This window comes from Alteromonas sp. I10 (assembly GCF_003201515.1).
In the GTDB taxonomy this organism is placed as follows: domain Bacteria; phylum Pseudomonadota; class Gammaproteobacteria; order Enterobacterales; family Alteromonadaceae; genus Alteromonas; species Alteromonas macleodii.
Window position 1 is genome coordinate 46772 of the sequence record NZ_QJJN01000001.1, and the last position, 26440, is coordinate 73211.

Annotated in this window: 9 protein-coding genes; 5 read left to right on the forward strand and 4 right to left on the reverse strand. The window is 48.6% G+C overall.

All coding sequences use genetic code 11. The features are described 5' to 3' along the window. Positions 1-15306: Ig-like domain-containing protein (locus BZA03_RS00175; RefSeq protein WP_110287669.1), on the reverse strand; the 15306-nt coding region annotated here is incomplete at its 3' end. A 247-nt stretch (positions 15307-15553) separates the two neighbouring features. On the opposite strand from BZA03_RS00175, the gene BZA03_RS00180 reads away from it, so the two are divergent. From BZA03_RS00180 to BZA03_RS00195, 4 genes are all read left to right on the forward strand, one after another. Next, positions 15554-17500 (forward strand): TolC family outer membrane protein, encoded by a 1947-nt coding sequence (locus BZA03_RS00180; protein WP_075176121.1) that lies wholly within the window; start codon positions 15554-15556, stop codon positions 17498-17500. A 76-nt stretch (positions 17501-17576) separates the two neighbouring features. Then, positions 17577-19676, forward strand: a complete 2100-nt coding sequence (locus tag BZA03_RS00185; protein ID WP_110287670.1) for a type I secretion system permease/ATPase — start codon at positions 17577-17579, stop codon at positions 19674-19676. Then, positions 19673-21040 (forward strand): HlyD family type I secretion periplasmic adaptor subunit, encoded by a 1368-nt coding sequence (locus BZA03_RS00190; RefSeq protein ID WP_039224798.1) that lies wholly within the window; start codon positions 19673-19675, stop codon positions 21038-21040. Before BZA03_RS00185 ends, BZA03_RS00190 begins: the two co-directional genes overlap by 4 nt. Further along, entirely contained in the window at positions 21041-21637 is a 597-nt protein-coding gene (locus tag BZA03_RS00195) for a response regulator transcription factor (RefSeq protein ID WP_110287671.1), read from the forward strand. It begins immediately after the preceding gene. Here BZA03_RS00195 and BZA03_RS00200 read toward each other — a convergent pair. The 3 genes from BZA03_RS00200 to BZA03_RS00210 all read right to left on the reverse strand — a co-directional run bounded on the left by BZA03_RS00200 (position 21612) and on the right by BZA03_RS00210 (position 25569). Further along, complete coding sequence (locus tag BZA03_RS00200) at positions 21612-23546, reverse strand: LapD/MoxY N-terminal periplasmic domain-containing protein (RefSeq protein ID WP_110287672.1); 1935 nt, start codon at positions 23544-23546, stop codon at positions 21612-21614. The two genes, BZA03_RS00195 and BZA03_RS00200, sit on opposite strands and share 26 nt — an antisense overlap. A gap of 6 nt (positions 23547-23552) precedes the next feature. Further along, a complete protein-coding gene (locus tag BZA03_RS00205) occupies positions 23553-24167 on the reverse strand; it encodes a transglutaminase-like cysteine peptidase (protein ID WP_258364559.1) in 615 nt (204 codons plus the stop codon). A gap of 220 nt (positions 24168-24387) precedes the next feature. Beyond that, on the reverse strand, positions 24388-25569 hold the full coding sequence (locus tag BZA03_RS00210) for a flagellar assembly protein T N-terminal domain-containing protein (protein ID WP_110287674.1): 1182 nt from the start codon (positions 25567-25569) through the stop codon (positions 24388-24390). Between the two features lie 300 nt (positions 25570-25869). Between BZA03_RS00210 and BZA03_RS00215 the strand changes: the two genes are divergently transcribed. Continuing rightward, positions 25870-26355: an LPP20 family lipoprotein gene (locus BZA03_RS00215; RefSeq protein ID WP_014948587.1), complete on the forward strand. Its 486-nt coding sequence runs from the start codon at positions 25870-25872 to the stop codon at positions 26353-26355. Positions 26356-26440: the final 85 nt, after the last annotated feature.

The following is a 26440-nucleotide window of genomic DNA, read 5'->3' on the forward strand; positions in this document are numbered from 1 at the left end:
TGCTAGCACAGCAACTGCGTTGTCAGCCAGTGTCCAGGTGCCATCACCATTGTTGGTAGCGGTGTAATCATTGCCGTCAATGGTTACCACCACAACTGCATTCGGGTCGTTCACCGTACCGGTAAGCTCTGGCGTGGTGTCGTTGGTGGTTAGATCGTTAATCGCAACCGTAGGCGCGGTGACATCAATTATTACCGTACCTGTATTGGTAACAGTATTACCCGCGGCGTCTGTTGCGCTTACCGATGTTGGGTAGCTGCCTTCTGCTAGCGTAGCAACTGCGTTATCAGCCAGTGTCCATGTGCCGTCACCGTTATTGGTAGCGGTATAGTCGTTGCCGTCAATGGTCACCACCACAACCGCATTGGGGTCGTTCACCGTACCAGTTAGCTCAGGCGTGGTGTCGTTGGTGGTTAGATCGTTTATTGTAACGGTAGGTGCGGTTGTATCAATTATCACTGTACCTGTGTTGGTGACAGTATTACCCGCGGCGTCCGTTGCAGTAACAGATGTTGGGTAACTGCCTTCTGCTAGCGCAGCAACTGCATTGTCAGCCAATGTCCAGGTGCCATCACCATTGTTGGTAGCGGTGTAATCATTACCGTCAATGGTCACCACCACAACCGCATTCGGGTCGTTCACCGTACCGGTAAGCTCAGGCGTTGTGTCGTTGGTGGTCAGATCGTTTATTGCAACGGTAGGTGCGGTAGTATCAATTACCACTGTTCCTGTATTGGTGACAGTGTTGCCCGCGGCGTCTGTTGCGCTTACCGATGTTGGGTAGCTGCCTTCTGCTAGCGTAGCCACTACGTTATCAGCTAACGTCCAAGTGCCGTCACCATTGTTGGTAGCGGTGTAATCGTTGCCGTCAATGGTCACCACCACAACCGCATTGGTGTCGTTCACCGTACCAGTTAGCTCAGGCGTGGTGTCGTTGGTGGTTAGATCGTTTATTGCAACGGTAGGTGCGGTTGTATCAATTATCACTGTACCTGTGTTGGTGACAGTATTACCCGCGGCGTCCGTTGCAGTAACAGATGTTGGGTAACTGCCTTCTGCTAGCGTGGCGACTACGTCATCAGCCAGTGTCCAGGTGCCATCACCATTGTTGGTAGCGGTGTAATCATTACCGTCAATGGTCACCACCACAACCGCATTCGGGTCGTTCACCGTACCGGTAAGCTCAGGCGTTGTGTCGTTGGTGGTCAGATCGTTTATTGCAACGGTGGGTGCGGTAGTATCAATTACCACTGTACCTGTATTGGTGACAGTGTTGCCCGCGGCGTCTGTTGCAGTAACAGATGTTGGGTAACTGCCTTCTGCTAGCACAGCAACTGCGTTGTCAGCCAGTGTCCAGGTGCCATCACCATTGTTGGTAGCGCTGTAATCATTGCCGTCAATGGTTACCACCACAACTGCATTCGGATCGTTCACCGTACCGGTAAGCTCAGGCGTGGTGTCGTTGGTAGTAAGATCGTTTATTGCAACGGTAGGCGCGGTGGTATCAATTACTACAGTACCAGTGTCGGTATCGGTATTACCCGCATCGTCAGTTGCAGTAACAGATGTTGGGTAACTACCTTCAGCGAGTGTAGAGACTACGTCATCGGCCAGCGTCCACGTACCGTCACCGTTATTGGTAGCGGTGTAGTCGTTGCCGTCAATGGTGACTACTACAGTAGCCGTTGGGTCATCAACCGTACCCGTTAGCGCAGGCGTAGTGTCGTTGGTCGTTACATCATTGATGGTTACGACAGGTGCCACGGCATCTACCGTGTCAGATGCAGGCCCACTGGTGTTACCCGCTTCATCGGTAGCCGTTGCCGTTACTACAACTCCATCTGCTAATGGTGTATCTGGCGTTACGCTCCAATTGCCGTCACCATCAGCGATGACGGTGAAATCTGGCGTGCCGTCTCCGTCTACATCCACATTTACCGTAGCGCCCGCTTCGGCTGTGCCGGTAATTTCAGTGCCGTTGCCCGCTTCAACGGTAGGCGCAGTTGGTGCTGTGGTATCAATAACCACTGTACCAGTATTCGTACCCACATTACCTTCTGGGTCGGTTGCAGTAACCGTTGCGGTATAGCTACCTTCAGCAAGTGCCGCTACCGCATCGTCAGCCAGTGTCCAGGTGCCATCACCGTTATTGGTGGCGGTATAGTCGGCACCGTTGATGGTAACAACCACCGTGGCTGTTGGGTCGTCAACCGAACCAGTAAGTGCCGGCGTTGTATCGTTCGTTGTTAAATCGTTAAAGGCAACCACTGGCGCAGCCGCGTCAACCGTGTCTGAGGCTGGGTTGCTAATGTTACCCGCTGCGTCAGTTGCCGTTACGGTCACAATTACGCCATCGGCAAGCGGTGTATCAGGCGTAATGCTCCAATTACCGTCGCCATCAGCGATGACGGTGAAATCGGGCGTGCCGTCGCCATCCACGTCTACATTTACGGTTGCGCCTGCTTCAGCGGTACCGGTAATTTCAGTGCCGTTGCCCGCATCCACAGTAGGTATGGCAGGTGGTGTAGTATCAATCACTACGGTTCCTGAATTTGAACCCACATTGCCATCGGCATCCGTGGCAGTAACGGTAGCGGTATAGCTACCATCTGCAAGTGTAGCCACTGCATCGTCAGCCAGGGTCCAACTTCCATCGCCATTGTTAGTTGCGGTGTAGTCCACGCCATCAATGGTCACTACTACGATAGCGCTTGGATCGTCAACTGTACCGGTTAGCTCTGGTGTAGCGTCATTAGTGGTTAAGTCATTGATTGCAACGACTGGCGCAACAGCATCTACTGTATCTGACGCTGGTGCACTGACATTGCCAGCTTCATCAACCGCTGTTGCCGTAACGACCACGCCATCGGCCAGTGGTGTAGTGGGGGTTACTGACCAATTTCCATCGCCATCAGCGATGACGGTGAAGTCTGGCGTGCCGTCGCCATCCACGTCCACATTTACGGTTGCGCCTGCTTCGGCAGTACCCGTAATTTCAGTGCCGTTGCCTGCATCGACGGTAGGCGCTGCTGGAGCAGTGATATCAATCACCACAGTCCCAGAGTTAGTTCCAGTGTTACCGTCGGCATCAGTAGCAGTAACCGTAGCGGTATAGCTACCTTCAGCCAGCGCGGCAACGATATCGTCAGCCAGTGTCCAACTGCCATCACCATTGTTTATAGCGGTATAGTCTGTATCGTTAATGGTAATGACCACGATGGCGGTTGGATCGTCTACCGAACCGGTAAGTGCAGGCGTGGTGTCATTAGTCGTTAGGTCGTCAAAGGCAACGATTGGCGCAACAGCGTCTACGGTATCAGAAGCCGGGCTACTCGTATTGCCAGCTTCATCGGTTGCTGTTGCAGTGACAACCACGCCATCCGCTAGCGGTGTTGTGGGTGTTACTGACCAGTTACCATCGCCATCAGCAATCACTGTGAAATCAGGTGTGCCATCACCGTCAACGTCTACGTTTACGACAGCGCCTGCTTCGGCTGTGCCGGTAATTTCGGTACCGTTGCCTGCATCAACAGTAGGCGCAGCTGGCGCAGTAGTATCGATAACACCGCCATTTTCGTTTGCGGTTGCCGTATTACCCGCGCCATCTGTTGCACTTGCGGTGACCGAATAATTACCTTCAGATAAGGCCGCTGGCACATCTACAGAGAAGGTGCCATTAGCTTGAACAATGGCGCCAAATGTTTGGGTGTTTCCTGCACTATCGGTAACGCTGATGGATACGGTGCTGCCTGGCGCAATATCTGTAGTACCGGAAATGGTCGGTGTGGTGTCGTTTCCTGTACCAAGCGCGTCCAAGGTTAGGTTTGGCACGGCTGTATTGATATTTCCGCTGGTAGTATCAGACGCTGAATTTCCAGCAGCATCAGTGGCGGTAGCAGTAACATTGAAGTTTCCGTCTGCCATTGCATTGGGCACGTCGGCGCTGAAATTACCAAGGCTATCGACAATAGCCGTAAATGTCTGTTCAGCTCCCGCGCTGTCGGTGACGGTTATGGTCACTGAACTACCTGGGCTTAAATCGGTGCTACCCGTGATCGTTGGCGTGGTATCGTTACCTGTGCCTTGTGCATCTAAATTGATCGTCGGCGCGGTAGTGTCTACGCTACCGTTTGTTTCAGTGGCAGTTGTCTCATTACCTGCAGGGTCTTGGGCAACGGCGGTAACGGTATACCCTCCTTCAGCCATAGGGCTTGGCACATCGACCGAGAAACTGCCGTCTCCCTGAACGGTTGCATCGAAGGTTTGGCTTACACCTGCATTATCCGTCACAGTAATCGTTACCGTAGCACCTGCAGGCAGGTCAGTATTCCCTGATATTGTAGGCGTTGTGTCACTGTCTGGGGCTAGTGTATCTAACGATAGAGTAGGGGCTGTCGTATCAATAACGCCTGTATTGTCTACGACGGTAGTGCTATTACCCGCTTCATCACTTGCCGTGGCTTCAACACTGTATGCACCTTCTGCCAAAGGCGCAGGCACATCCACTGTAAAGTTTCCATTTACATCAACCGTAGCTGTGAGGGTTTGAACATTTCCGGCGCTGTCAGTTACCACAAGCGTAACTTCACTACCCTGCGCAAGGTTTGTGCTACCAGATAGGGTAGGCGTTGTGTCATTGCCTTCCTCAAGTGGCGTTAAGGTTAGTGATGGTGCTGTAGTATCTATACTTCCAGCATCACTGGCTGTTGCTGTATTACCTGCCTCATCACTGATGGTAGCGCTTACCGTGAAGTCGCCTTCAGCTAAATCCGTACCTGGGGAGATAGAGAAAGAACCATCGGCCTGTACCACTGCGCTTAAGGTCTGGGTCGCACCAGCGCTATCCGTTACCAAAATAGTGACCACAGCGCCCGCAGGTTCATCGGTTGTACCGGTAATGAGTGGCGTCGCGTCGTTAGTGGTATCGGCAACATCTATAGTAAGTGTAGGTACTAGAGTATCAACTACGCCTGCTTCGTTATCGGTTGTACTGTTGTTTGCTTCATCGGTGGCGGTTGCTGAAACAGTGAAGTTTCCTTCAGCCATCGCCGCTGGTACATCGGCAGAGAATACGCCGCCCGCGCCAACCAATGCAGAGAACACCTGTGTATTACCCGCACTATCAACAACCGTTATTTGCACTGTAGAACCTTGCGGTAAATCTACAGTACCGCTTATGGTTGGGGTTGAGTCGCTAACTGTACCTGGCTCGTCCAGCGTAATAACAGGTGAAATTGTGTCGATTAGGCCGGTTTCAGCGTCGGACGCTGTATTGCCAGCTTCATCAACGACCGTTGCCTGAACTGTGTAGCTACCCTCAGCCAAAGTGGTGGGTACGTCTACGCTAAAAGAGCCGTCGCTTTGTACGGTTGCTGATAAGGTTTGTATATTGCCAGCGTTATCGGTGACGGTAATTGAAACCGTGCTTCCGGCTGGCTGGTCTGTCGTTCCGCTAATGGTTGGTGTTGCATCATTGCCTACACCCGGATCTGCCACATCAATAGCCGGTGATGTGGTATCTACTACACCGCCAGTTTCAGAGTCAGAGCCTGTATTTCCGGCTCCGTCAGTCACCTCTGCGACAACTGTGTAGCTACCTTCGGCCAAATCTGACGGTACGCTTGCGCTGAAGGTGCCATCTCCTTGTACTGTTGCAGTAAAGGTTTGAACTGCTCCAGCACTATCTGTCACTGTTAAAGTGACGGTAGCACCAGCTGGCGCGTTAGTTGTACCTGAAATAAGAGGCGTAGCGTCGTTTGTCTGGCCAAGGGCATCTAGGGTAATGTCCGGGGCGCTTGCATTAATATTGCCGCTATCTGACACTGTCGTGCTATTGCCCGCAGCATCGCTTGCACTGGCTGTTACATCGTAATCGCCATCAACAAGCGCGCTGGGTACTTCAACTGAGAAAGTGCCATCCGCGTTTACCGTGGCGGTAAGGTTCTGTACATTACCGCCTGCATCGGTGACAACCAGTGTAATTGTTGCTCCCTCTGGCAAGTCGGTAGTACCGCTTAAAATTGGCGTTGCGTCATTGCCGCTGGCCACTGGATCTAAGTTGATAACAGGTGGGGTGGTGTCAACTGTACCGTTGTTATCAACCGCTGTGTTTTGATTACCTGCATCATCAGTCGCCGTCACTTCTACGGTGTAATCGCCTTCAGCAAGGTCAACCGGCACATCAGCGCTAAAGCTACCGTTCCCTTGAACGGTAGCAGTGAAAGTTTGCGTATTGCCCTGGCTGTCAGTCACGCTAATGCTTACAGTGTTGCCCGCAGCCAAGTCGGTGGTTCCCGATATAGTCGGTGTGGCATCGTTAGTTAGGCCTTGTGCATCTAACGCTACGGTGGGGGCTGCTGTATCTATGACGCCGTTATTATCTATTGCCGTTGCTGAATTACCCGCATCGTCAGTCGCAGTGACTGTCACGCTGAAACTGCCCTCGGCTAAATCGGCAGGAACATCAGCACTGTAAGTGCCATCGTTTTGAACGGTTGCTGTGAATGTTTGGGTATTTCCAGCGTTGTCTGTCACGCTTATGCTAACTGTGTCGCCAGCATTGAGGTCTGTGGTGCCAGAGATAGACGGCGTTGCATCATTGCCAAGCCCTTGTGAATCGATGGTTATCGATGGGGCTGTGGTATCGATGTTACCGCCATTTTCGGTTACCGATGCACTGTTGCCAGCGCCGTCTGTGGCGGTCGCAGTAACAGAATAGTCACCTTCAGGTAAGCTTGCAGGAACATCAGCCGTAAAGCTTCCATCACCTTGCACTATGGCACTGAAAGTCTGTGTGTTTCCAGCACTGTCAGTCACAGTTAGCGTTACAGTGCTACCTGGCGCTAAGTCGGTGTTACCTGAAATAGTCGGCGTCGTGTCGTTGCCCGACCCAAGAGGGTCGAGGGATAGGGTAGGCGCGGCAGAATTTATGTCGCCGCTCACTGTATCTGTAGCAGTATTGCCTGCAGCATCAGTCGCCGTTGCAGTAACGTCGAAGTTTCCGTCAGCCATAGGATTGGGCACATCTGCACTGAAGTCGCCGTTACCATCTACAGTTGCAGTAAACGTCTGCACAGTGCCAACACTGTCAGTTACTGTAATGGTTACTGTGCTTCCCGCGGCCAGGTCGGTACTTCCGCTAATAGTAGGCGTGTTATCGTTACCTGTACCAAGCGGATCCAAAGTGATAACAGGCGCTGTGGTATCTACGCTGCCACCCGTTTCAGAATCAAAACCTTGGTTACCTGCAGCGTCTTGAGCCGTTGCGGTAACCGTATAGTCACCTTCAGCTAGTGGTGAAGGTACGTTGGCGGCAAAACTGCCGTCGGTTTGTACCGTTGCGGCAAAGGTTTGCGTGTTACCCGCACTGTCGACCACCGTTAGTGTGACAATGGCGCCAGCTGGAAGGTTTGTGGTGCCAGAAATGGTTGGCGTAGCGTTATTCTCTGGCGTTAATTCGTCAAGATTTAGCTCAGGTGGCGTGATGTCGATAACGCCTGAATTATCAAGAACCGACGTGCTGTTGCCTGCTTCATCAGTGGCAGTAGCTTCAACACTGTAAGAGCCTTCAGCAAGGGCACTGGGCACATCAACCGTAAAGTTTCCTGCAGCATCAACTGTTGCTGTAACCGTTTGAATGTTGCCAGTACTGTCTGTAATAACCAAGGAAACCACGCTACCTTCGGCTAGGTCTGTACTTCCCGAAATGGTTGGGGTTGTGTCGTTGCCTAATCCTTGAGGATCTAAGGTTAGGGTAGGCGCGGTGGTGTCTATGGTGCCTGTTGCATTGGCTGACGCACTGTTGCCAGCATCGTCGGTGGCCGTTGCAGTAACCGTAAAGTCACCTTCGGCCAGTGCAGCTGGTACATCCACAGAAAAGTTGCCGTTTGCGTCAACCGTTGCGGTCACAGTTTGTGTATTGCCAGCGTTATCGGTGATCGACAGCGTTACACTCTCACCTGCTGCTAAGTCCGTAGTGCCTGAAATGGTAGGTGTAGTATCGTTATTTGAACCCAGCGCATCTAGTGAAATAACGGGGGCGACGGTATCGACGATCCCGTTATTGTCGGTGACAGAGGCACTATTTCCGTTGCTGTCAGTAGCGGTAGCGGTTACTGAGTAATCACCTTCGGCAAGAGGCGCGGGGACATCAGCACTAAAGTTACCGCTCGCATCAACAAGTGCAGTAAAGGTTTGGGTGTTGCCTGTACTGTCAGTGACAAAAAGCGTCACTGTTGAACCCGCGGGTAGGTCAGTCGTACCCGAAATGGTTGGTGAAGTATCGCTAACCGTAACTTGCGCATCTAGTGTCAGCGCGGGGGCACTGGTATCTAACGTACCGGTATCAGAAGTGGTGGTTGTATTACCTGCATCGTCTGAGGCACTTGCTGTTACCGTGTAGCTACCATCAGGTATAGCGTTTGGAACATCCGCGCTGAAGTCACCGTTTGCGTCCACAATGGCGTCAAAGGTTTGTGTATTGCCTGCGCTATCTGTGACGGTTAACGTTACCGTGCTTCCCGGTGCTAAATCAGTGCTGCCCGATATGTTAGGCGTTTCATCGTTGCCTGTGCCCTGCGGATTTAGCGTAAGTACAGGGGCGGTGGTGTCAATATTGCCACCGTCCTCAGTTGCGGTTGTTGAATTACCTGCATCATCTGTTGCAGTAACTTCGACGCTGTAATCTCCTTCAGGCAGTGGAGACAATACCTCTGTTGCAAAGTTGCCGTCAGCATCAACCAATGCGTTAATGGTTTGCGTGTCGCCATTGCTGTCAGTTACGGTGATCACAACAACAGCGCCTTCAGGTAAATCTGTATTACCTGAAATAACCGGCGTAGTGTCATTACCTGAATCTAACGGGTTAACGGTAACAATAGGCGCTTGTGTATCAACACTTCCATTTGTTTCGTTTGCCGTCGCGGTGTTGCCTTGTGCATCGCTTACTGTTGCCGTAACGGTAAAGTCGCCTTCAGCTAGGGCGCTAGGCACATCGGCACTGAATGTGCCGTCTGCTTGCACGGCTGCTTGGAAACTTTGAGAGTTACCATTGGCATCTACCACAGTAATGGTAACCAGTGTGCCAGGTGCCACGTCGGTAGTACCTGTGATAGTTGGGGTAACATCGCTGGTAGCGCCTTGTGTATCAAGGGTTAACAGTGGCGCTTCGCTATCTACATTACCTGTTGTATTGGCATTCGCGGTATTGCCTGCACTGTCGGTTGCAGTGGCAGTAACAGTAAAGTCGCCGTCAGCTAGTGCGTTTGGCACATCTACGCTAAAGTTACCATTTGCATCGACCAAGGCATTGATTGTTTGCGTGTTTCCAGCGCTATCTGTAACGACAAGCGTAACCGTGCTTCCTTCAGGAAGGTCAGTGGTGCCTGAAAGCGTAGGTGTGGTGTCACCCGTGCTGCCAGGGTTTTCTAGGGTAAGCGTAGGCGCGGTGGTATCTACAACGCCGCTATTGTCGGTTACTGTTGTCGTATTGCCATCGCCGTCAGTTGCGCTGGCGGTTACGGTGTAAGCGCCATCAGCGAGTGGAGTGGTAACATCTGCACTAAATGTTCCGCCTGTGCCTACAGTCGCGGTAATCGTTTGCGTGTTACCTGTGCTATCCGTCACGGTTAAAGTAACCGTGCTTCCTTCAGGCAAGTTGGTAGTGCCTGAAATAGCGGGCGTACTGTCATTCGTTTCGCCTTGTCCATCTAGCACTAACGTAGGAGCACTAGTATTAATGTTACCCGTTGCGTTGTCTGTAACTTCATTGCCTGCCTCGTCTTCTGCCGTGGCAGTAACAGTAAAGTCTCCATCAGCCAGTTCTTGGGGTACTTCGACAGAGAAATTACCGTTAGCATCGACTAAGGTGTTGATAGTTTGAATGTTACCTGCGCTATCTACGACCGTTAGCGAGACAACACTCCCTTCCGGCAGATCAGTGCTGCCCGATAAAGTTGGTGTGGGATCGTTGCCAGACCCCACTGAATTTAAAGATAGCGATGGTGCGGTTGTATCTACAATGCCGCCGTTTTCTGTCACACTAGCGGTATTACCATTTTCATCGACAGCGGTTGCTGTAACGGAGTAGTTACCTTCTGCTAATGCGCTAGGTACTTCAGCGCTAAAGCCTCCGTTTTCATCAACAACGGCTTCAATAGTTTGCTGGTTACCTAAGCTATCGGTGACCACCAGTGTTACCGTGCTACCTTGTGGTAAATCTGTTGTGCCACTAATAAGTGGCGTGGTGTCGTTGCCAATGTCTTGAGGGTCGAGCGAAAGCGTTGGTGCTGCGGTATCAATATTGCCCTGTGTCGATGCAGAGTCTTGATTACCCGCATCGTCAGTGACAGTGGCGGTAACGGTAAAGTTGCCGTCGGCAAGCTCTGCCGGCACGTCAACAGAGAAAGTGCCGTCATTTTGGACAAGAGCGTCAAAGGTTTGCGTATTTCCTGCACTGTCTGTAACAGTGATTGATACACTGCTACCCGGTGCCTGGTCTGTGTTACCTGAGATGGTTGGCGTAGTATCATTAGTACTGCCTTGAGCATCCAAGTTAACCAGCGGCGATGTAATATCGATATTACCGCCAGTTTCGGTTGCCGTTGCAGTATTGCCGTTGGCGTCGGTCGCTGTAGCCGTTACGCTATATTCACCTTCAGCTAATGGGTTGGGCACATCGGCACTGAAATTACCAGAACCATCTACCGTTGCCGTAAATGTTTGCGTATTGCCAAGCGCATCGGTAACAGACAGTGTAACAGTGCTGCCAGCGGGTAAATCGGTAGTACCTGAGATAGTAGGCGTGGTGTCGTTGTCATCACCCAGTGGGTCAAGGGTTAAGCTTGGCGCATTGCTGTCCACTGTGCCAGTTTGTGACGTTGAAGCACTATTTCCCGCAGCATCGGTGGCTGTTGCTTCAACAGTGTAGTCGCCGTCAGCGAGTTCAGCGGGCACGTCTGCGCTAAATTCGCCGTTCGCGTCTACTGTGGCAGTAAAGGTTTGACTGTTTCCAGCACTATCGGTAACGGTAAGTGTAACCGTGCTGCCTGCTTCCAAGTTCGTAGAACCGCTAATTGAAGGTGTCGTGTCGTTACCTGTGCCAAGTGGCTCTAGTGAAATGGTGGGGGCTTGCGTATCAATGTTGCCGCCATTTTCAGTGACAGTCGTTGTATTGCCTGCCTCGTCTGTTGCACTGGCCTCTACGGTATATTCACCCTCAGTAAGCGGCGTTTGCACGTCGACGCTAAAGTCACCGTTTTCATCAACGATGGCATCGATAGTCTGCGTGTTGCCCGCACTGTCGGTCACTACAATGGTTACTGTTGAACCAGGTGGTAAATCGGTAGAGCCAGAAATTGTTGGCGTGGTGTCGCTGCCGTCAGTTTGCGGGTCTAAAGAAAGCGCTGGTGCGGTAGTGTCTATGTTGCCACTGTTGTCGACAGCGGTAGTTGTATTACCCGCTACATCAGTTGCTTCGACAGAAACCTCATAATTGCCTTCTGCTAGCGCGTCTTCGAGATCGGCGCTGAAATTACCATTTTCATCAACAATGGCAGTAACAGTTTGCGTATTACCCTGACTATCGGTGACGGTAATAACGACCTCGCTGCCCGCTGGTAAATCTGTATTACCTGAGATAGTCGGTGTTGTGTCGTTAGTATCCGTTTGCGGGTCGATGTTCACAATCGGTGGGGTGGTATCAAGTACAGTAGTGGCCGTGGCGGTAGAGCTATTGCCATTTTCGTCTGTCACCGTCACTTCAATCTCGTATTCGCCCTCTTCAGAGCCAGGAGGGAATGCAACATTGAAGTTGCCATTCTCATCGGTTGCCCCCGTTATTGTCTGGCTGTTGCCGTCGCTATCGGTGATAACAACCACAACCTCTGAATTAGGGGCGTCTGACGATCCCCCTATGCCTTCACTACCGTTGGTAGGAGAGCCGGTTTCAATGACAACATTAGGGCCTTGGGTATTAATAACTGCATCGATAGAGGTTGAAGCGGTATTGCCCGCCACATCAGACACAGTAGCGGTTACCGTGAAGTCGCCATTTGCGAGTGCTTGTGGCACTTCAGCGCTGAAGTTACCGTCTTCTTGCACTGTTGCAGTAATGGTTTGCGTAGTGCCATCTGAATGCACGATATCTAGTGTTACTATCGCACCCGGTTCTGCGTCGGTGTCGCCATTTATCACTGGCGTGTCATCATTGGTTGAGCCAATAGGATCAAGGCTGATTATTGGCGCCGTGGTGTCAATTTCGCCTGTTACTGTAGTAGTCGAGCTGTTACCTGCTGGTGTCGTCACAGTAACATCTACCGTGTACTCACCTTCGCTAAGTTCCGCTGGCACATCTTCGTTGAACGTGCCGTCAGCGCCCACTGTAGTGACGATTGTTTGCTCGTTACCCTCGCTATCTGTAACAACGATGACCACTTCACTGCCTGGAGGGGCATCGGTTTCACCAGAAACGTTGGGCGTAGTATCGTTCGTTGGCGCAGGTTGATTTACGATCGTCGAAGGACTTGTAGAATCATAATCGCCACTTGCTGTTGCTTGTGCGGTGTTACCCGCACCATCTGTCACCTCGGCAGTTACGCTGTATGTACCCTCAGCCACCGCATTTGGAACTTCAACGGTAAAGGTACCATCGGCAAGCACAGTGGTGGTAAAGGTTTGAGTAACGCCAGCACTATCGGTAACGGTAAGGGTTATCGTGCTTCCGGGCACGGCATCCGTTAACCCCGAAAGTGTGGGTGTAGCATCGCCATTTATTCCTGGGTCGTTTAATGAGATGGTTGGCGCCGTCACGTCGATAGCACCCTGAGCGTCAGCATTGGCCGTATTGCCTGCTTCATCAGTCACGCTGGCGTTAACCGTAAATTCGCCTTCAGCTAGTTCAGCCGGTACGTCAGCGCTGTAAGTGCCGTCAGCCTGCACAATGGCGGTCACGGTTTGAGTAACGCCTGCGCTATCGGTAATGGTTAACGTAACTGTGCTGCCAGGCCCGGCATCGGTAGTACCTGAAAGGGTCGGCGTGGTGTCGTTACCAGCCGCTATGGTGTCGATAGTGATCGAAGGTGCTGTAGTATCAATCTCGCCGGCAGTATCTGTGGTTGCTGTGTTGCCCGCTTCGTCGGTCACGCTGGCGTTAACGGTAAATTCACCTTCAGCTAATTCAGCAGGTACATCAACGCTATAGGTGCCGTCTGCTTGCACAGTGGCAGTTACAGTTTGAGTAACGCCCGCGCTATCGGTGATAGTTAATGTAACTGTACTACCCGGTGTAGCATCAGTGGTACCTGAAAGGGTCGGCGTGGTGTCGTTACCTGTCGCTATGGTGTCGATAGTTATCGACGGTGCAGTGGTATCAATTACGCCCGTGGTGTCTGTAGTTGCTGTATTGTCAGCCTCATCCGTCACGCTGGCGTTAACCGTAAATTCACCTTCGGCCAATTCAGCGGGCACATCAACGCTATACGTGCCGTCTGCTTGTACAGTAGCAGTCACGGTTTGCGTGTTGCCCGCGCTATCGGTGATAGTTAATGTTACTGTGCTACCCGGTGTAGCATCAGTGGTACCTGACAAGGTTGGCGTAGTGTCGTTACCTGTCGCTATGGTGTCGATAGTGATCGACGGTGCCGTAGTATCAATTACACCCGTGGTGTCTGTGGTTGCTGTATTGCCAGCCTCATCCGTCACGCTGGCGTTAACCGTAAATTCACCTTCGGCCAATTCAGCGGGCACATCAACGCTATACGTGCCGTCTGCTTGCACAATAGCTGTCACGGTTTGCGTATTGCCCGCACTATCGGTAATGGTTAACGTAACTGTGCTACCCGGTGTGGCATCAGTGGTACCTGACAGGGTAGGCGTGGTGTCGTTATCTGAACCCGGCGCATTAATGGTAATGGTTGGGGCGGTGGTATCAATTTCCCCTGTGGTATCAGCGGTTGCTGTATTGCCAGCCTCATCGGTCACACTGGCGTTAACAGTAAATTCACCTTCAGCTAATTCTGCAGGTACATCAACGCTATACGTGCCGTCAGCCTGCACAATGGCGGTCACGGTTTGCGTGTTACCTGCGCTATCGGTAATGGTTAATGTAACCGTGCTTCCTGGTGTGGCATCAGTGGTACCTGAAAGGGTTGGTGTGGTGTCGTTATCAGAACCTGGCGCATTGATGGTAATGGTTGGGGCGGTGGTATCAATTTCCCCTGTGGTATCAGCAGTTGCTGTATTGCCTGCCTCATCAGTAACACTGGCGTTAACGGTAAATTCGCCTTCAGCTAATTCAGCAGGTACATCAACGCTATAGGTGCCGTCTGCTTGCACAATGGCAGTTACGGTTTGAGTATTGCCTGCACTGTCGGTAATGGTTAGCGTAACTGTGCTGCCAGGAGTGGCATCAGTGGTACCTGAAAGGGTAGGCGTGGTGTCGTTATCAGAACCCGGCGCATTAATAGTAATGGTTGGGGCGGTAGCGTCAATTTCACCGGTGGTAGAACTATCTGCAGTATTACCTGTAGGTTCTAACACGGTAGCGTCTACCGTGAACTCACCATCAGCCAGTGCATTTGGTACGTCTACACTGAACGTACCGTCGTCTTGTACTATGGCGGTAACAACCTGAGTGTTTCCCTCACTATCGGTAACGGTTAGAGTGACTGTACTGCCTGGAATTGCTGAAGTAATCCCTGAAAGTGTTGGCGTAGTATCGCTTGTTAAGCCAATCGCATCTAGGGTAAGAGAGATGTCTTGTGCTTGCTCGCCTGTTCCAGAAAACTCAACTGGCGTAACATCGTCGTTGCCATTTGCACTTTGATCGAACTGGAAACCCACAGGATCGACTTCTTCATTTATTCGATCAACGCGCACAAAATTACTACCGCCGTCAGTACCAGCACCGCCATCTAGACCCGCCGCGGTTGCTTCTAACGATTCTAAAATGTCTCCATCACCTGCAAGCACATCAAGAAAGTCAGCGTCACCTTCTTGGTTGTTATCATCAACGCCGTCAACACCGTCAAGTAATGCTGTTAGCTCATCCACACTTTCATCAAAAACAGCAAATTCATCGTCAGAATTGTTTTCGGTGAAATCTAATTGCAGCGGGAAAGTAACACTTTGTCCGGCTGGAAGTGTGCGAAGTTCTCCATCTACACTTACGGTAACAAATCCATCAGGTGATATGTTTAATACGTCGCCTTCAGCCACCGTCATACCGACAGTAACATTGACCTGTTCACCTGTTTCACCACGTACTAAAGAAGCCTCGCCGTTTACTTCTGCAATGATTACTTCAGCCATAATTCCCTCTCAATCGATAAATTTTCACGCTATACAAAAAGCGTAGCAGAGCTTTTTTATCTCGTTACCGGACCGTGGTACGGGGGGCTCATATCCTTTGGTATAAGTTGTAGGGAATTCCCCCTAATTTATTCATTTTTAGATTAAAAAGTGTGGCAGCAGTTTGCAGAAAATTTATTAGCGTCTACTTTTTAAAAGTAAGAAACGACACAAATGTCGCTTAGTATTTATATAGTGAGATGCATATATGAAGTTGATAAATTCAGTGCTTTCCAAGGTTGTTATTGGAGCAACTGGCGCTGTGCTAGCTCATGCGGCCATTGCTCAAAGTAGTGGTGTTGGTAACTCTCCAGTCAGTTTGGAAGACTACGTTCGCAAGGTAGTAAACGAAAACCCTGAAGTGCAAGCCAGCTGGCGTCAACTTCAAGTGGCTATGTCAGACGTTGATATTGCTCGTGGCGGCTTTCGCCCTCAGGTCGATGTGTTGGCATCAAGTGCTTATACCGATAGAAACTACGGGCTAGATCGGGAGTACATGGGACATACCGCGCAAATCGCCTTAACTCAGATGCTGTACGACGGTTTCTTAACAAGCAGTGAAGTTAAACGTTTTAAACAAGCGCAAGTGGTACGCTTTTTCGAACTAATGGGTGAAGTAGAGCAGAAATCTCTGGATACGGCTCTCGCCTACATGGATGTAAAGATGTTTCGTGAGCTCTTAAAACTCGCTGAAGAAAACTTAATTACTCATGTGGACGTGTTTAAACAAATTGAGGAGAGTGTAGAAGCTGGTGTAGGTCGTCGTGCCGATTTGGAACAAATTAGCGGCCGTTTGTCTCTGGCTGAGTCTAATGTGCTTACCGAGCTGTCTAATTTGCACGATGTTACCGCGCGGTTTTTACGGTTGGTGGGCGAGAAGCCAGCGAATAACTTGCAGCCGGTAACGTTAAACTCTGCGTATGTTGATGCCAGTGTAACAGACATTCAAACCTTACTCACTAACGCCTATGGCACCAATCCACAATTCAATGCCGCTATTTACAACATTGATGCCCAGCGTTACGCCGTGGACAGTGCAAAAAGTCTTTATCATCCGCAAGTCAATTTAACCGCAAGTTATGGTGCACAAACGCGAGACCAAGCTGCGCTGAATAACACCATTACTGAAGCCAGTGTTGGCGTCAACTTTTCTTACAACTTATATAATGGTGGTTCGGACCGCGCAGCGATTCGACAAGCTTTATCGCAGGTAGATTTAGCAAAAGACTTGCGGGATAAAGCCTGTATCGATATGAGACAAACGGTACAAATTGCTTATAACGATATTATCAATATTACTGAGCAGCTACCCTCACTGAATGCCCACCGCCTGTCTTCAGACAGAGTAAAGTCTGCATACATGGATCAGTTTACCATTGGCGAACGTTCTCTATTGGATTTGCTCGATTCCGAAAACGAGTACTACGAATCTAGTCGCGCATATTTAGAAGCACAATACACCTTAGAAAAGGCGCGCGTAAGACTGCTTGCGGCTTCGGGTAGCTTGGCACAAACGTTAGGAATTACAAAAGATGGCGTGCCTGATGTACTGAACAAAGCTGAAGAGAGAATAAGCTACGACCCTAACTACGTTTGTCCGGCCGTTCGTACAAACTTTGAAGATGAACTTAATATTCTTAAGCGCGACACAGATGGCGACGGCATTGTTGATTTGTGGGACGACTGCGTCGATTCTACACCAGGTGCCATGGTCGATGATTTTGGTTGTGAAGCCAAAGAGCCTGATATGGCCCCAGAACCAAGTGCTGCAGATTTTACGTTAGATAATGCGAAGATAATCAATTCATTCAACGTCAATATCGAATTTGCGTCTAATTCTACCGAGGTTTTGCCTGAATATGAGAACTCGCTTCAGGATGTCATTGAAGCCTTAAACAATGACCCAAATTCAGGGGTGATTATTCACGGTCACGCCTCTCTAGATGGGGATGCAGCCTACAACCAGCGGTTGTCTGAACGCAGAGCTAAGGCGGTTGCGTCGCTGCTTATGAATAAAGCGAACATAGAAGCTAGAAGAATTACTGCGGTTGGTTACGGAGAGAGTCGTCCGCTGGTTGATGAAGAATCAGACGCGGCGAACGCCCGTAATCGCAGAATTGAAGCGGCTATTATCCAGCTTCCTTCTAACGAATAGCAATGTGTAGGCCTATATGAAGGAAAAGAAGGTCGTAGACGACATATCCTATTTGGAACAGCAAGGAGGCGTATTGATGGATTGTTTGATTACGATCTGTCATGCGCACCATCTGGATGTATCTCGAGTCAGCCTGCTCAGTGGGCTTCCCTTAGATAGCGGCGAATTATCGCCCACAGGATTTGAGCGTGCAGCTAAACGGGCGGGACTCGCCAGCAGAACGGTTAAGCGCGATTTAGACCACATTAATACTGCGCTTTTGCCCGCTGTATTAGTCCTAAATGAAAAGCAAGCCTGTGTACTACATGGCTTAGAGCCTACCCATGCAAGAGTTTCGTATCCAGAACTAGATGACGCCGTGGTTGAAGTTCCCAGAGATGAACTTGCTGCCCGTTATACTGGGTACATAATATTTGCTCGTCCAGAGATGCATGCGCAAGAAACAAATGCGCAAATTGACAAGTCCTCGGTAGGGCACTGGTTGTGGTCATCTATCAAATCTGCAAAAGGGCTGTATAGGGATGTACTACTAGCCTCTGTTTTTATTAGCCTGCTTTCCATTGCCCTGCCTCTTTTTGTAATGAATGTATACGATAGGGTGGTGCCAAATGCGGCACTGGAAACCTTGTGGGCGCTGGCGATCGGCGTGCTTTTAGTTCTCGCGGCAGATTTCCTGTTACGCATGCTTCGGCAGTACTTTGTAGAACTGGCGGCAAGTCGGCTAGATGTCACGCTTTCTGCAAAAATTATGGAAAAAGTACTGTCTATAAATTTGGCCAGTAGGCCAGCAAAAAGCGGTTCCTTTATAAACAGCTTGCAATCTTTTGAGAGTATTCGGCAGTTTTTTGGTTCTGTAACGCTGGTGGCATTGGTTGATTTGCCATTCGGGCTCCTGTTTGTCGTTATCATAGCCATGATCGATTTTTATTTGATCATTCCTATTCTTATTGGCGCTACCGCGCTTTTCCTATACGCCATGAAAGCGCAACGCGTAATGCGTTCTCTTTCAGAAGAGTCGATGGAGATTAGCTCTCGAAAAAGCTCCCTCGTTACCGAAAGCGTGACTTCTTTAGAGGACATTAAGGCTTTTGGTTACCAGAGCCGAAACCAAAGTGCGTGGGAAAAACAGACGATATTTCTAGCCAAAGTTAACGCCAAGCTGCGTTTGGTTTCGATGTCGGTAAATAATGCTGCACTTTGGGTTCAGCAGTCAGTCGGCGTTGTAATCATTTTAACTGGTGTATATCTGATCATTGAAGGTGTAATCACCCAAGGTGGATTGATTGCTGCCTACCTATTGTCTAGCCGAGCCATGGGGCCGGTCTCCCAGGCTGCGGCTTTATTGGCGCAATACCATCACGCTGAGACGGCGAAGAATGCCCTTGACGATATTATGTCTTTACCGAGTGAGTCAGGCAGTAATAAGCAGATAAAAAGTAATATTGTGCTTAAGGGGAATATTGATGCAAGCCAGCTATGCTTTAAATATCCGGATGAAACCGTACTTGCACTCAAAGACATAAACTTCTCAATTAAACAAGGTGAGCACGTAGCGATTTTGGGCAAAAACGGATGCGGAAAATCTACCTTGAACAAACTGCTTATGGCCTTTTACCGCCCTGAGTCTGGGCAGTTACTCGTGGATGGCATTGACCTTCAGCAATACGACGCGACACTACTTCGCAAACAGATAGGTTACGTGCCACAAGACGTCAGCCTTTTCTACGGTTCATTGAAAGACAATATTATGTCTGAAGATTTACATATCGATGAAAGTGACTTTTGGGAGGTACTGACTCAGTGTGGTTTGGCTAAACTTGTTAATGGTAATGCCAACGGGATAGAGCAAAATGTAGGTGAGCGAGGTAGCTTACTTTCTGGTGGTCAGCGACAAGCAGTAGCGATGGCTAGAGCCATAGTGCGAAACCCTGCGATATATATCATGGATGAGCCTACCTCAGCCATGGACTCAACAAACGAAGCGCAGATGAAGGAAACCATAAAAGCAGCGACATCCGGCAAAACACTCATCATCAATACTCATCGTACTACGTTGCTTGACCTTGTTGAGCGCGTGATTGTTGTCGAGAACGGAAAAGTTATTGCTGACGGTAAGAAGGAAGATGTACTTGTTCAGTTTAAACAGCCAAGTCAAATACTTAAGAGGGCGCCATGATTTTAAACAGTGGTGGTGAGAAAAAAGACTGGTTGCAGCGATTAATGCGAGGTTGGCTAGCGCCACCTCCAGGTCAGGACTGGGTATTGGAAGCCGAGTGGTCACGTATAATGCAAACGCCGGTGAAAGCCCGTGGGCTTTTGTATTTGGTATCACTAGTTTTATTTCTTTTGGTGGTGTGGTCGTATTTTGCAGAGATTGATGAAGTTGCCAAAGGCGATGGTAAAGTCATACCGTCACAGCAACTACAGGTTCTCCAATCCTACGACGGAGGAATTGTACAGGATATATTAGTACGAGAAGGGCAAACGGTTGAAGCTGGGCAAGTGTTATTAAAGGTTGATCCTACCCGTTTTTTGTCAAGCCTTGAAGAAAACACAACCCAGTTTGCGGCGCTGGCGGCGAAAGTGCAGCGCTTATCTGCGCTTACCCAAGGTGACGTGTTGCGGTTTAATCGAGAGCTTCGCGAACAGGCTCCAACGATCGTTGATAACGAACGCAAGCTCTACAATTCCAACTTGGCGGAGCTTGATGAAGTTGCAGCAGGATCGGATTCTCGTATTATGCAACGCCGTCAAGACGTGGAAGAAGAGCGAGCGAATCTTTCCCAGTATCAAAACGTTTTGTCCCTCTCAAAGAAAGAGCTCTCTGTGACCAAGCCATTACTTGCATCAGGTGCTGTGTCGGAGATTGAAATCCTTCGATTGGAACGTCAGATAGTAGAGCTAGAAGGAAACATCACCAAGTCCAAGGTAGCGATTGAGCGTGGGTTAAACGCCATCGAAGAAGAAATCATAAAGAAGGAAGAAGCGCGTCTTAAACTGGTTAATCGATGGAACCAAGAATTGACCGAAGCCACCGCCGAAATGGCGACATTGCAGCAGTCTCAAACCAGTTTAGAAGATGTGGTGTCACAAGCAGCGCTGAGATCGCCAATCAATGGTACGGTGCAGCGCTTGCTCATCAATACCATTGGTGGGGTCATTACTCCAGGCAGCGCGGTAGTGGAACTCGTTCCTCAAGATGATCAACTTATTGTTGAGGCAAAGGTCTCGCCTAAAGACATTGCGTTTATTCGAGAAGGGCAGCAGGCCATCTTAAAATTCAGTGCTTATGACTTCACTATTTATGGCGGTATGTCCGCTGAAGTCCGACATATCAGTGCAGACGCCATTACCAACGAGAAAGATGAAACCTACTATTTAGTCAGGCTTGAAACGAAGAAAAGCATTGCTGATGAAGCGTTAGATATTTTACCTGGAATGATCGTACAGGTAGACATATTGACGGGAAAGAAAACTGTCCTTAACTATATATTATCCCCTCTGTTCAATGTTACAGCCTCTGCGCTGCGGGAGCGTTAAATGAGACATTTCATTGCCGAGAAAAATTTGCAAGGGGCGCTAACCCAGTATTCGTGGATCAGCTATAGTCGGGTTGATCAACTAACATGTGATCAAACTGATTGTATATGGATATTGGCAAGCGATGAGAACTGGCGGCAACAGCTAATTGAAGCCAAGCAAAAAGTAACGCAAGTGGTATTACTAACCTACAAATATGACCGTTTAGAGATGCAAACAGCGCTGATGCTAGGCGCTAGGGCGTATTGTCACGCATTAGGAACCCAGTCTCTTTTATCTTCGGTAGCGAGGGTGATAGAAGCCGGAGGCATGTGGTTACCTAATGAGTTACTTTTAGTGACAACATCTAATGTGGCGGTCAATCTGCAGTCTAAACGCGTGTTACCTGCTTTAAGTGGCTTAACGAACCGCGAAAAGGACGTATTGAGCGGCATTTTAGATGGGTTAAGCAATAAAGAAATTGCAAGAGAGCACGGTATTACTGAGCGTACCGTTAAAGAATATGTGGGTACGCTCTTACACAAATTTGAGGCAAAGGACCGAATCAGTCTATTACTTCGACTTGGTGAATTTAGTCATCTAAAAGATGCTCTATAACTTCCATGTGTGATACAACGCCGTCAATACCAAGTTCTATAAAGAGCGCTTGATGGTCAGAGCGTTTAACGCCGTCGGCGTATACTTTAATACCGAAAGTATGCGCCAGTGAGCAGAAGCCTCGAAGGAAAGCGTGATTAGCAGGGTTGAAGTCTATGTCGGCCATAAATGCGGAATCAATTTTCACATAGTCTAGCCCCATCTCTTGCACATCTAACAGTTGCGAGAACGATTCGCCTACACGTTTAAGGCCTATTTCGCATTCTTTAGCTTTAAGCGTAGTGCAAAAGTCGCTAAATTCGTCAGGGAAACGTGTTGCTGTAGATTCCCTTACTTCGAAGCACAGCTGTTTAGCTGCTTTTGAGTTGGTACCTATTTGATAATAAAGCTGTGCAAGGGTTTCAGGGTCTAGCATGAACTGTTCAGAGCAAAGAAAAGCAAACTTCGATTCTGTGCCAGAACGGTTAATGTAATCAATAAGGTGAATAATGGTTGTCAGTTCTAACTGTGGCAACAAACCTAAGTAACGTGCCCAGTGGGTATAGAAGCCGCTCTTTCTAAGCTCGCCGTCTATGTTCACCCCAGCCCAGCTTTGGTAATGAACCAAATTTCTGTCTATATCGAGCACTGGGAAATTAAATGTTTCTACATCGCGCTCATCGATAGCACGTTTGAGCTCTTGCTCCCATCGCTTCTCTTCCACAAGTGAAATGAATTCTCTTAGCGGGGCCTCGACAAACGGTTCATCCATTTCATCCGCTTCGGCTTCATCTATCATTGCATCAGCGCGCATAAGTGCGTTTGAAAAGCTGTCATCTGGTCGTAATTTCACAACCGACTGAAAGACTTGAGGGTCGCCATCGCGGCTAAATGCACTTAAACACGCACCGTGTAATGCTTCAGATATAGTAACGGCATCGTGTGTTTCGGTGAGGAGAATAGCAAATTCATTCTTTTGCATTCTAGCAATACGACTGTCGGTGAAAAGGTGATGATGCATAGAAAGGCAATCATTAATTTCTTCAACGAAGTCGCGAATACGATTTTTACGTATATTGGCCGGGGAGCGCAAGAAACCTTCGCCCTCAGTAAATCTCACAAAAAAGACGCAGTTGACGCCTTCTGTATCGCGAAAGGCAAGTTGGCCTTTTAAAATCGATATAAAATAGTCCCTGTTGGCGACACCTGATTCGTCGTCGAATTGGGTTTTATAGCGCATGAGATCAAGGCGGGTATTCTCCTCCTCCATGATCTTCTTGGACGTTCTTGCTAAGAAATTCATCGCGCGAACTACACGTTTGAGTTCTAGCGTGCGAGGTTCGGGCAGTTGAACAAATTTCATTTCACCAAAAGACTCGGCTTGATTAACAACGCCATCCAGAGGTCGAATAATAAAACGAAGTGCCCACGCGCCTATTATTCCTGAGAAGATACCTACAAGGGACAGGCCAAAAATGAGCCGTTGAGTAGCGCGCCACATAGATGCAACGGCGAAGCTGGTGTCGGTTTCAACATATATCGTACCGTACTGACCCCACCCCTCGCTAACCTGAGCAATACCTGGATTGACATTCGGTGAGAAATTGTCTGCAAACCATCTGGGCGTGTCTTCATCTAATTGCACTTCGTGGGTGTGGGCAGACACAATTTCGCCGTCCGCTTTTTGAAGTACAATTGTTGCGTAGTGTCCTATATCGAATTGGGACATGATGAAAAGGTCTAAAGATACGGGGTCTTTTTCTAATCCACTTAGCGTTAACGCCATCATACTTGCGTTATCTAAGTTTTTTGAGTAAAGCTGTTCTTCTACGTATTGCTTCGTAGTAATTCCATGAATTGTCACGCTACCTGCAATTGCAACAAGGACAACGACTACAATGGCTAGCCATAATTCTCTTGTTATTGACATAAACTCCTAGGACCTTCTGCTAATCCCCTCTTGCTTCATGCGCTCAATAACGTCACGCCACCTAGATAGTCTACTGGTAGACGAAGAAACCTGTGCCGTTTTGCCTGGTTGCCAAATACCTGAGTCGTTAAAACTAAAAACAGGTATCAGGTCTGTGCGCTGTGAGCCGGGTAATACATTAGACACTAAGCTGTCTAGCACAAGGGGATCCGATGAAGGGGAGTCATAGTATCCTAAAACCATATGTGCTTGTGTTACTCGACTTCTACCAATCTTCGCTTTTACATAAATTAGGCGAAGTTTAGAACTATCGATACCTAAGTGTAGCAGAGCTACGTATTTTGCAATGGCATAATCCTCACAATCTCCGCGAGAATGGCCAAAAAGTTCAGAAGGGGTTGCCCAGTAGTCTTTTTCTTTAAACACAATATCGTCAGTAGCATACTGAATATGCTCATCAAAGAAAGCGTTTACACCAAGCAATTGATCTTTGACACCCTTACTTTCAAGAGCGTGTAGGGCAACTTCTAGCGCTGCAACGTGTGATGCTTTATCAGCTCCAAATTTATTTTTTACTTCCTGTTCAAGCTTTGGAAACTCGATTACATACTGATCCTTCATTTGCTGTCCAGCCAGTAGCAGGGCCACTAATGCTAAGCAGTGCGACGCAAATAGAGAAAGGGTCATAACTTCATTATTTTAGTTATACTAAAGTATAGGCGAGCGTAACCTTCTTCACCTAAAGTTTAAGTATAATTTGCTATACGTAGTTATAGGTATAACATGGCTGTGCTGATAAACCAACCATGATTTCGAATGCTAAAGTGGAAATCGAGAAAGACTATTTTTTTACTACAAAATCGTGTTCTTGAATGTTTGCGATAATTCCTGCACCTTCGTTTACTACTAGAGACGAATTACCGTAGGCACTACTCACTACAAATTTGCCAGGATATAGCGAGTACTGTAAGTATTTACGGCCACGGTTATCGACAATCTCTTTAGCTTGATAAAGGTATAGTTCATCTTTTTCAGAAATGCCATTATCTCTGCCTAACGATACAGAAATTTTATCGCCGGCAACATTAATCACTCTACCTGTCATTGGCTGGCATGCAGTGGCTTCTTTTATGTCTTCAATCGCTTCTGCTATTGTCGCGTTGACAGTTTGCCCATAAAGCGACTGCCAAAACTTCGTCGAAAATTCATCTACATCTTCGAATCTGTCGAATGTCCATTCTCCTTGATTCTGATAAGACTTAGTCAACAACAGGCCTCCATTAATGCCGTCATAGACTTGAATGGTCATAGCAAAGGAGCGTCGAGAAGTACCCTCACGCCACGGTGTAAAAACCGAAGCCTCTTCCCGTGTCATGCTTAAATCATCTATCATGCCCACCAGCACAAATTGAGTATTACTTTGCGCTGAAAGCGTGCGTACATTTTGGTCAGTATATCGACTGTCAAATTTTGCAGTATGTGGCGCGATATAGATAATATCTAGGTTTTCAGTTTTATTTCGCATGGCCTGCGCTAACTGCTGGGTGAATGAAGCATCGAAATTGGGAATATTACCCTGTGTTAGCTGCGCTCTGTTACGTACCCTGAAATGTGTAGTAGCGAAATGTTTTTGGTCATTTTGTGCGGCACACACTTTTCCTCTTGGAAAAATGTCAGCGCGAATACTTACCGTAATCACATCGCCGCTATAAACTTCATCAACTAGTTCCAATTGTTCAACTTCGCCGGTAGAGCGAATGGTCATCTCTTCATTTTTAAGAAGACCATTTGTAAGCTTGGCGACACTATGAACTGACGCGCCTGCAAAAAGCATGGCTTGCTTAAGTGCCTCTTGGGTAGCCGCATGTCTGGCAGTTTCCTTATCACCATTTCGCACCACAGCCTGTCCTGTAGCCTCGTACCACACGGCATTTGCTTGCCCAACCAAAAATGCAAACAGGCAAATTACCGCCACGACTGCATTTAAAATAGTTACCAGCTTTGTTTTGCTAATATGTCGCACCGCACACCTCTGGAGGTTTTTATCTAACTGCGCTATGCAAAGCGCCCGGTTTATGAAGCGAAGTATGCGAAAAGAGTGCCAGTTGATGTGGTTTCGTCGCCATTAAATCAATCGGGCGCATATCTTGCACATATCTTGCAACGCGTATCTTGCTAAAGGTTTGTAAAAAGCGTCAGTTTAGATATGTCAAAATCTGCTACCGCGAGTATGGCAGTATCTCGTAGTTACAAGGCTGCCACCGACGAGAGCAGCGTAACTACACATTTGATTTTATTAATAATGTAATTTGGAAATGAAACTATGTGCTTGAAAAAAATACATAAATCAAAATCGCTGCTGCTGTCTTGCTTTCTTGGTTTAGCAATAAGCACTGGTGGATGCGGCATTATTGATAAACACGTTGAGTGGGAAACAATAGAACCAGAAAGCTATCCCGTGCTCAAGGCGGTAGGCTATGCGCCGATTTCTTCTCAGCATGGCGAAAGCGACAGCATGAAGCTTATAATGGCGATGAAAGCGTCAAAATTAGATGCATACCGAGAGCTCACTGAACAAGTCTATGGTCAAAAAATTGAAGGCAATCAGTCTCTGTCTCACTTGGTTATAGATAGCGAAACATTGCGAGCATCTGTAGAGGGGGTCATTAGAGGCGCTGAAGTCGTAAAAGCCTATCCGGTAGGTGAAGATACATACGTCACCGAACTCGCTTTAGATATGCAGCAGGTTTACGATATATATCTGTCGACCGCAAAACCGCGCCGAGTAAAGGATGTTAAGTATTATTAAACGTTAGCGAAAGGGGGGGGGGCGCAAGTGGCTGTATCGTGAAGTCTTAAAACATGCGCAAATTCACAGAGATATAATTTACTTT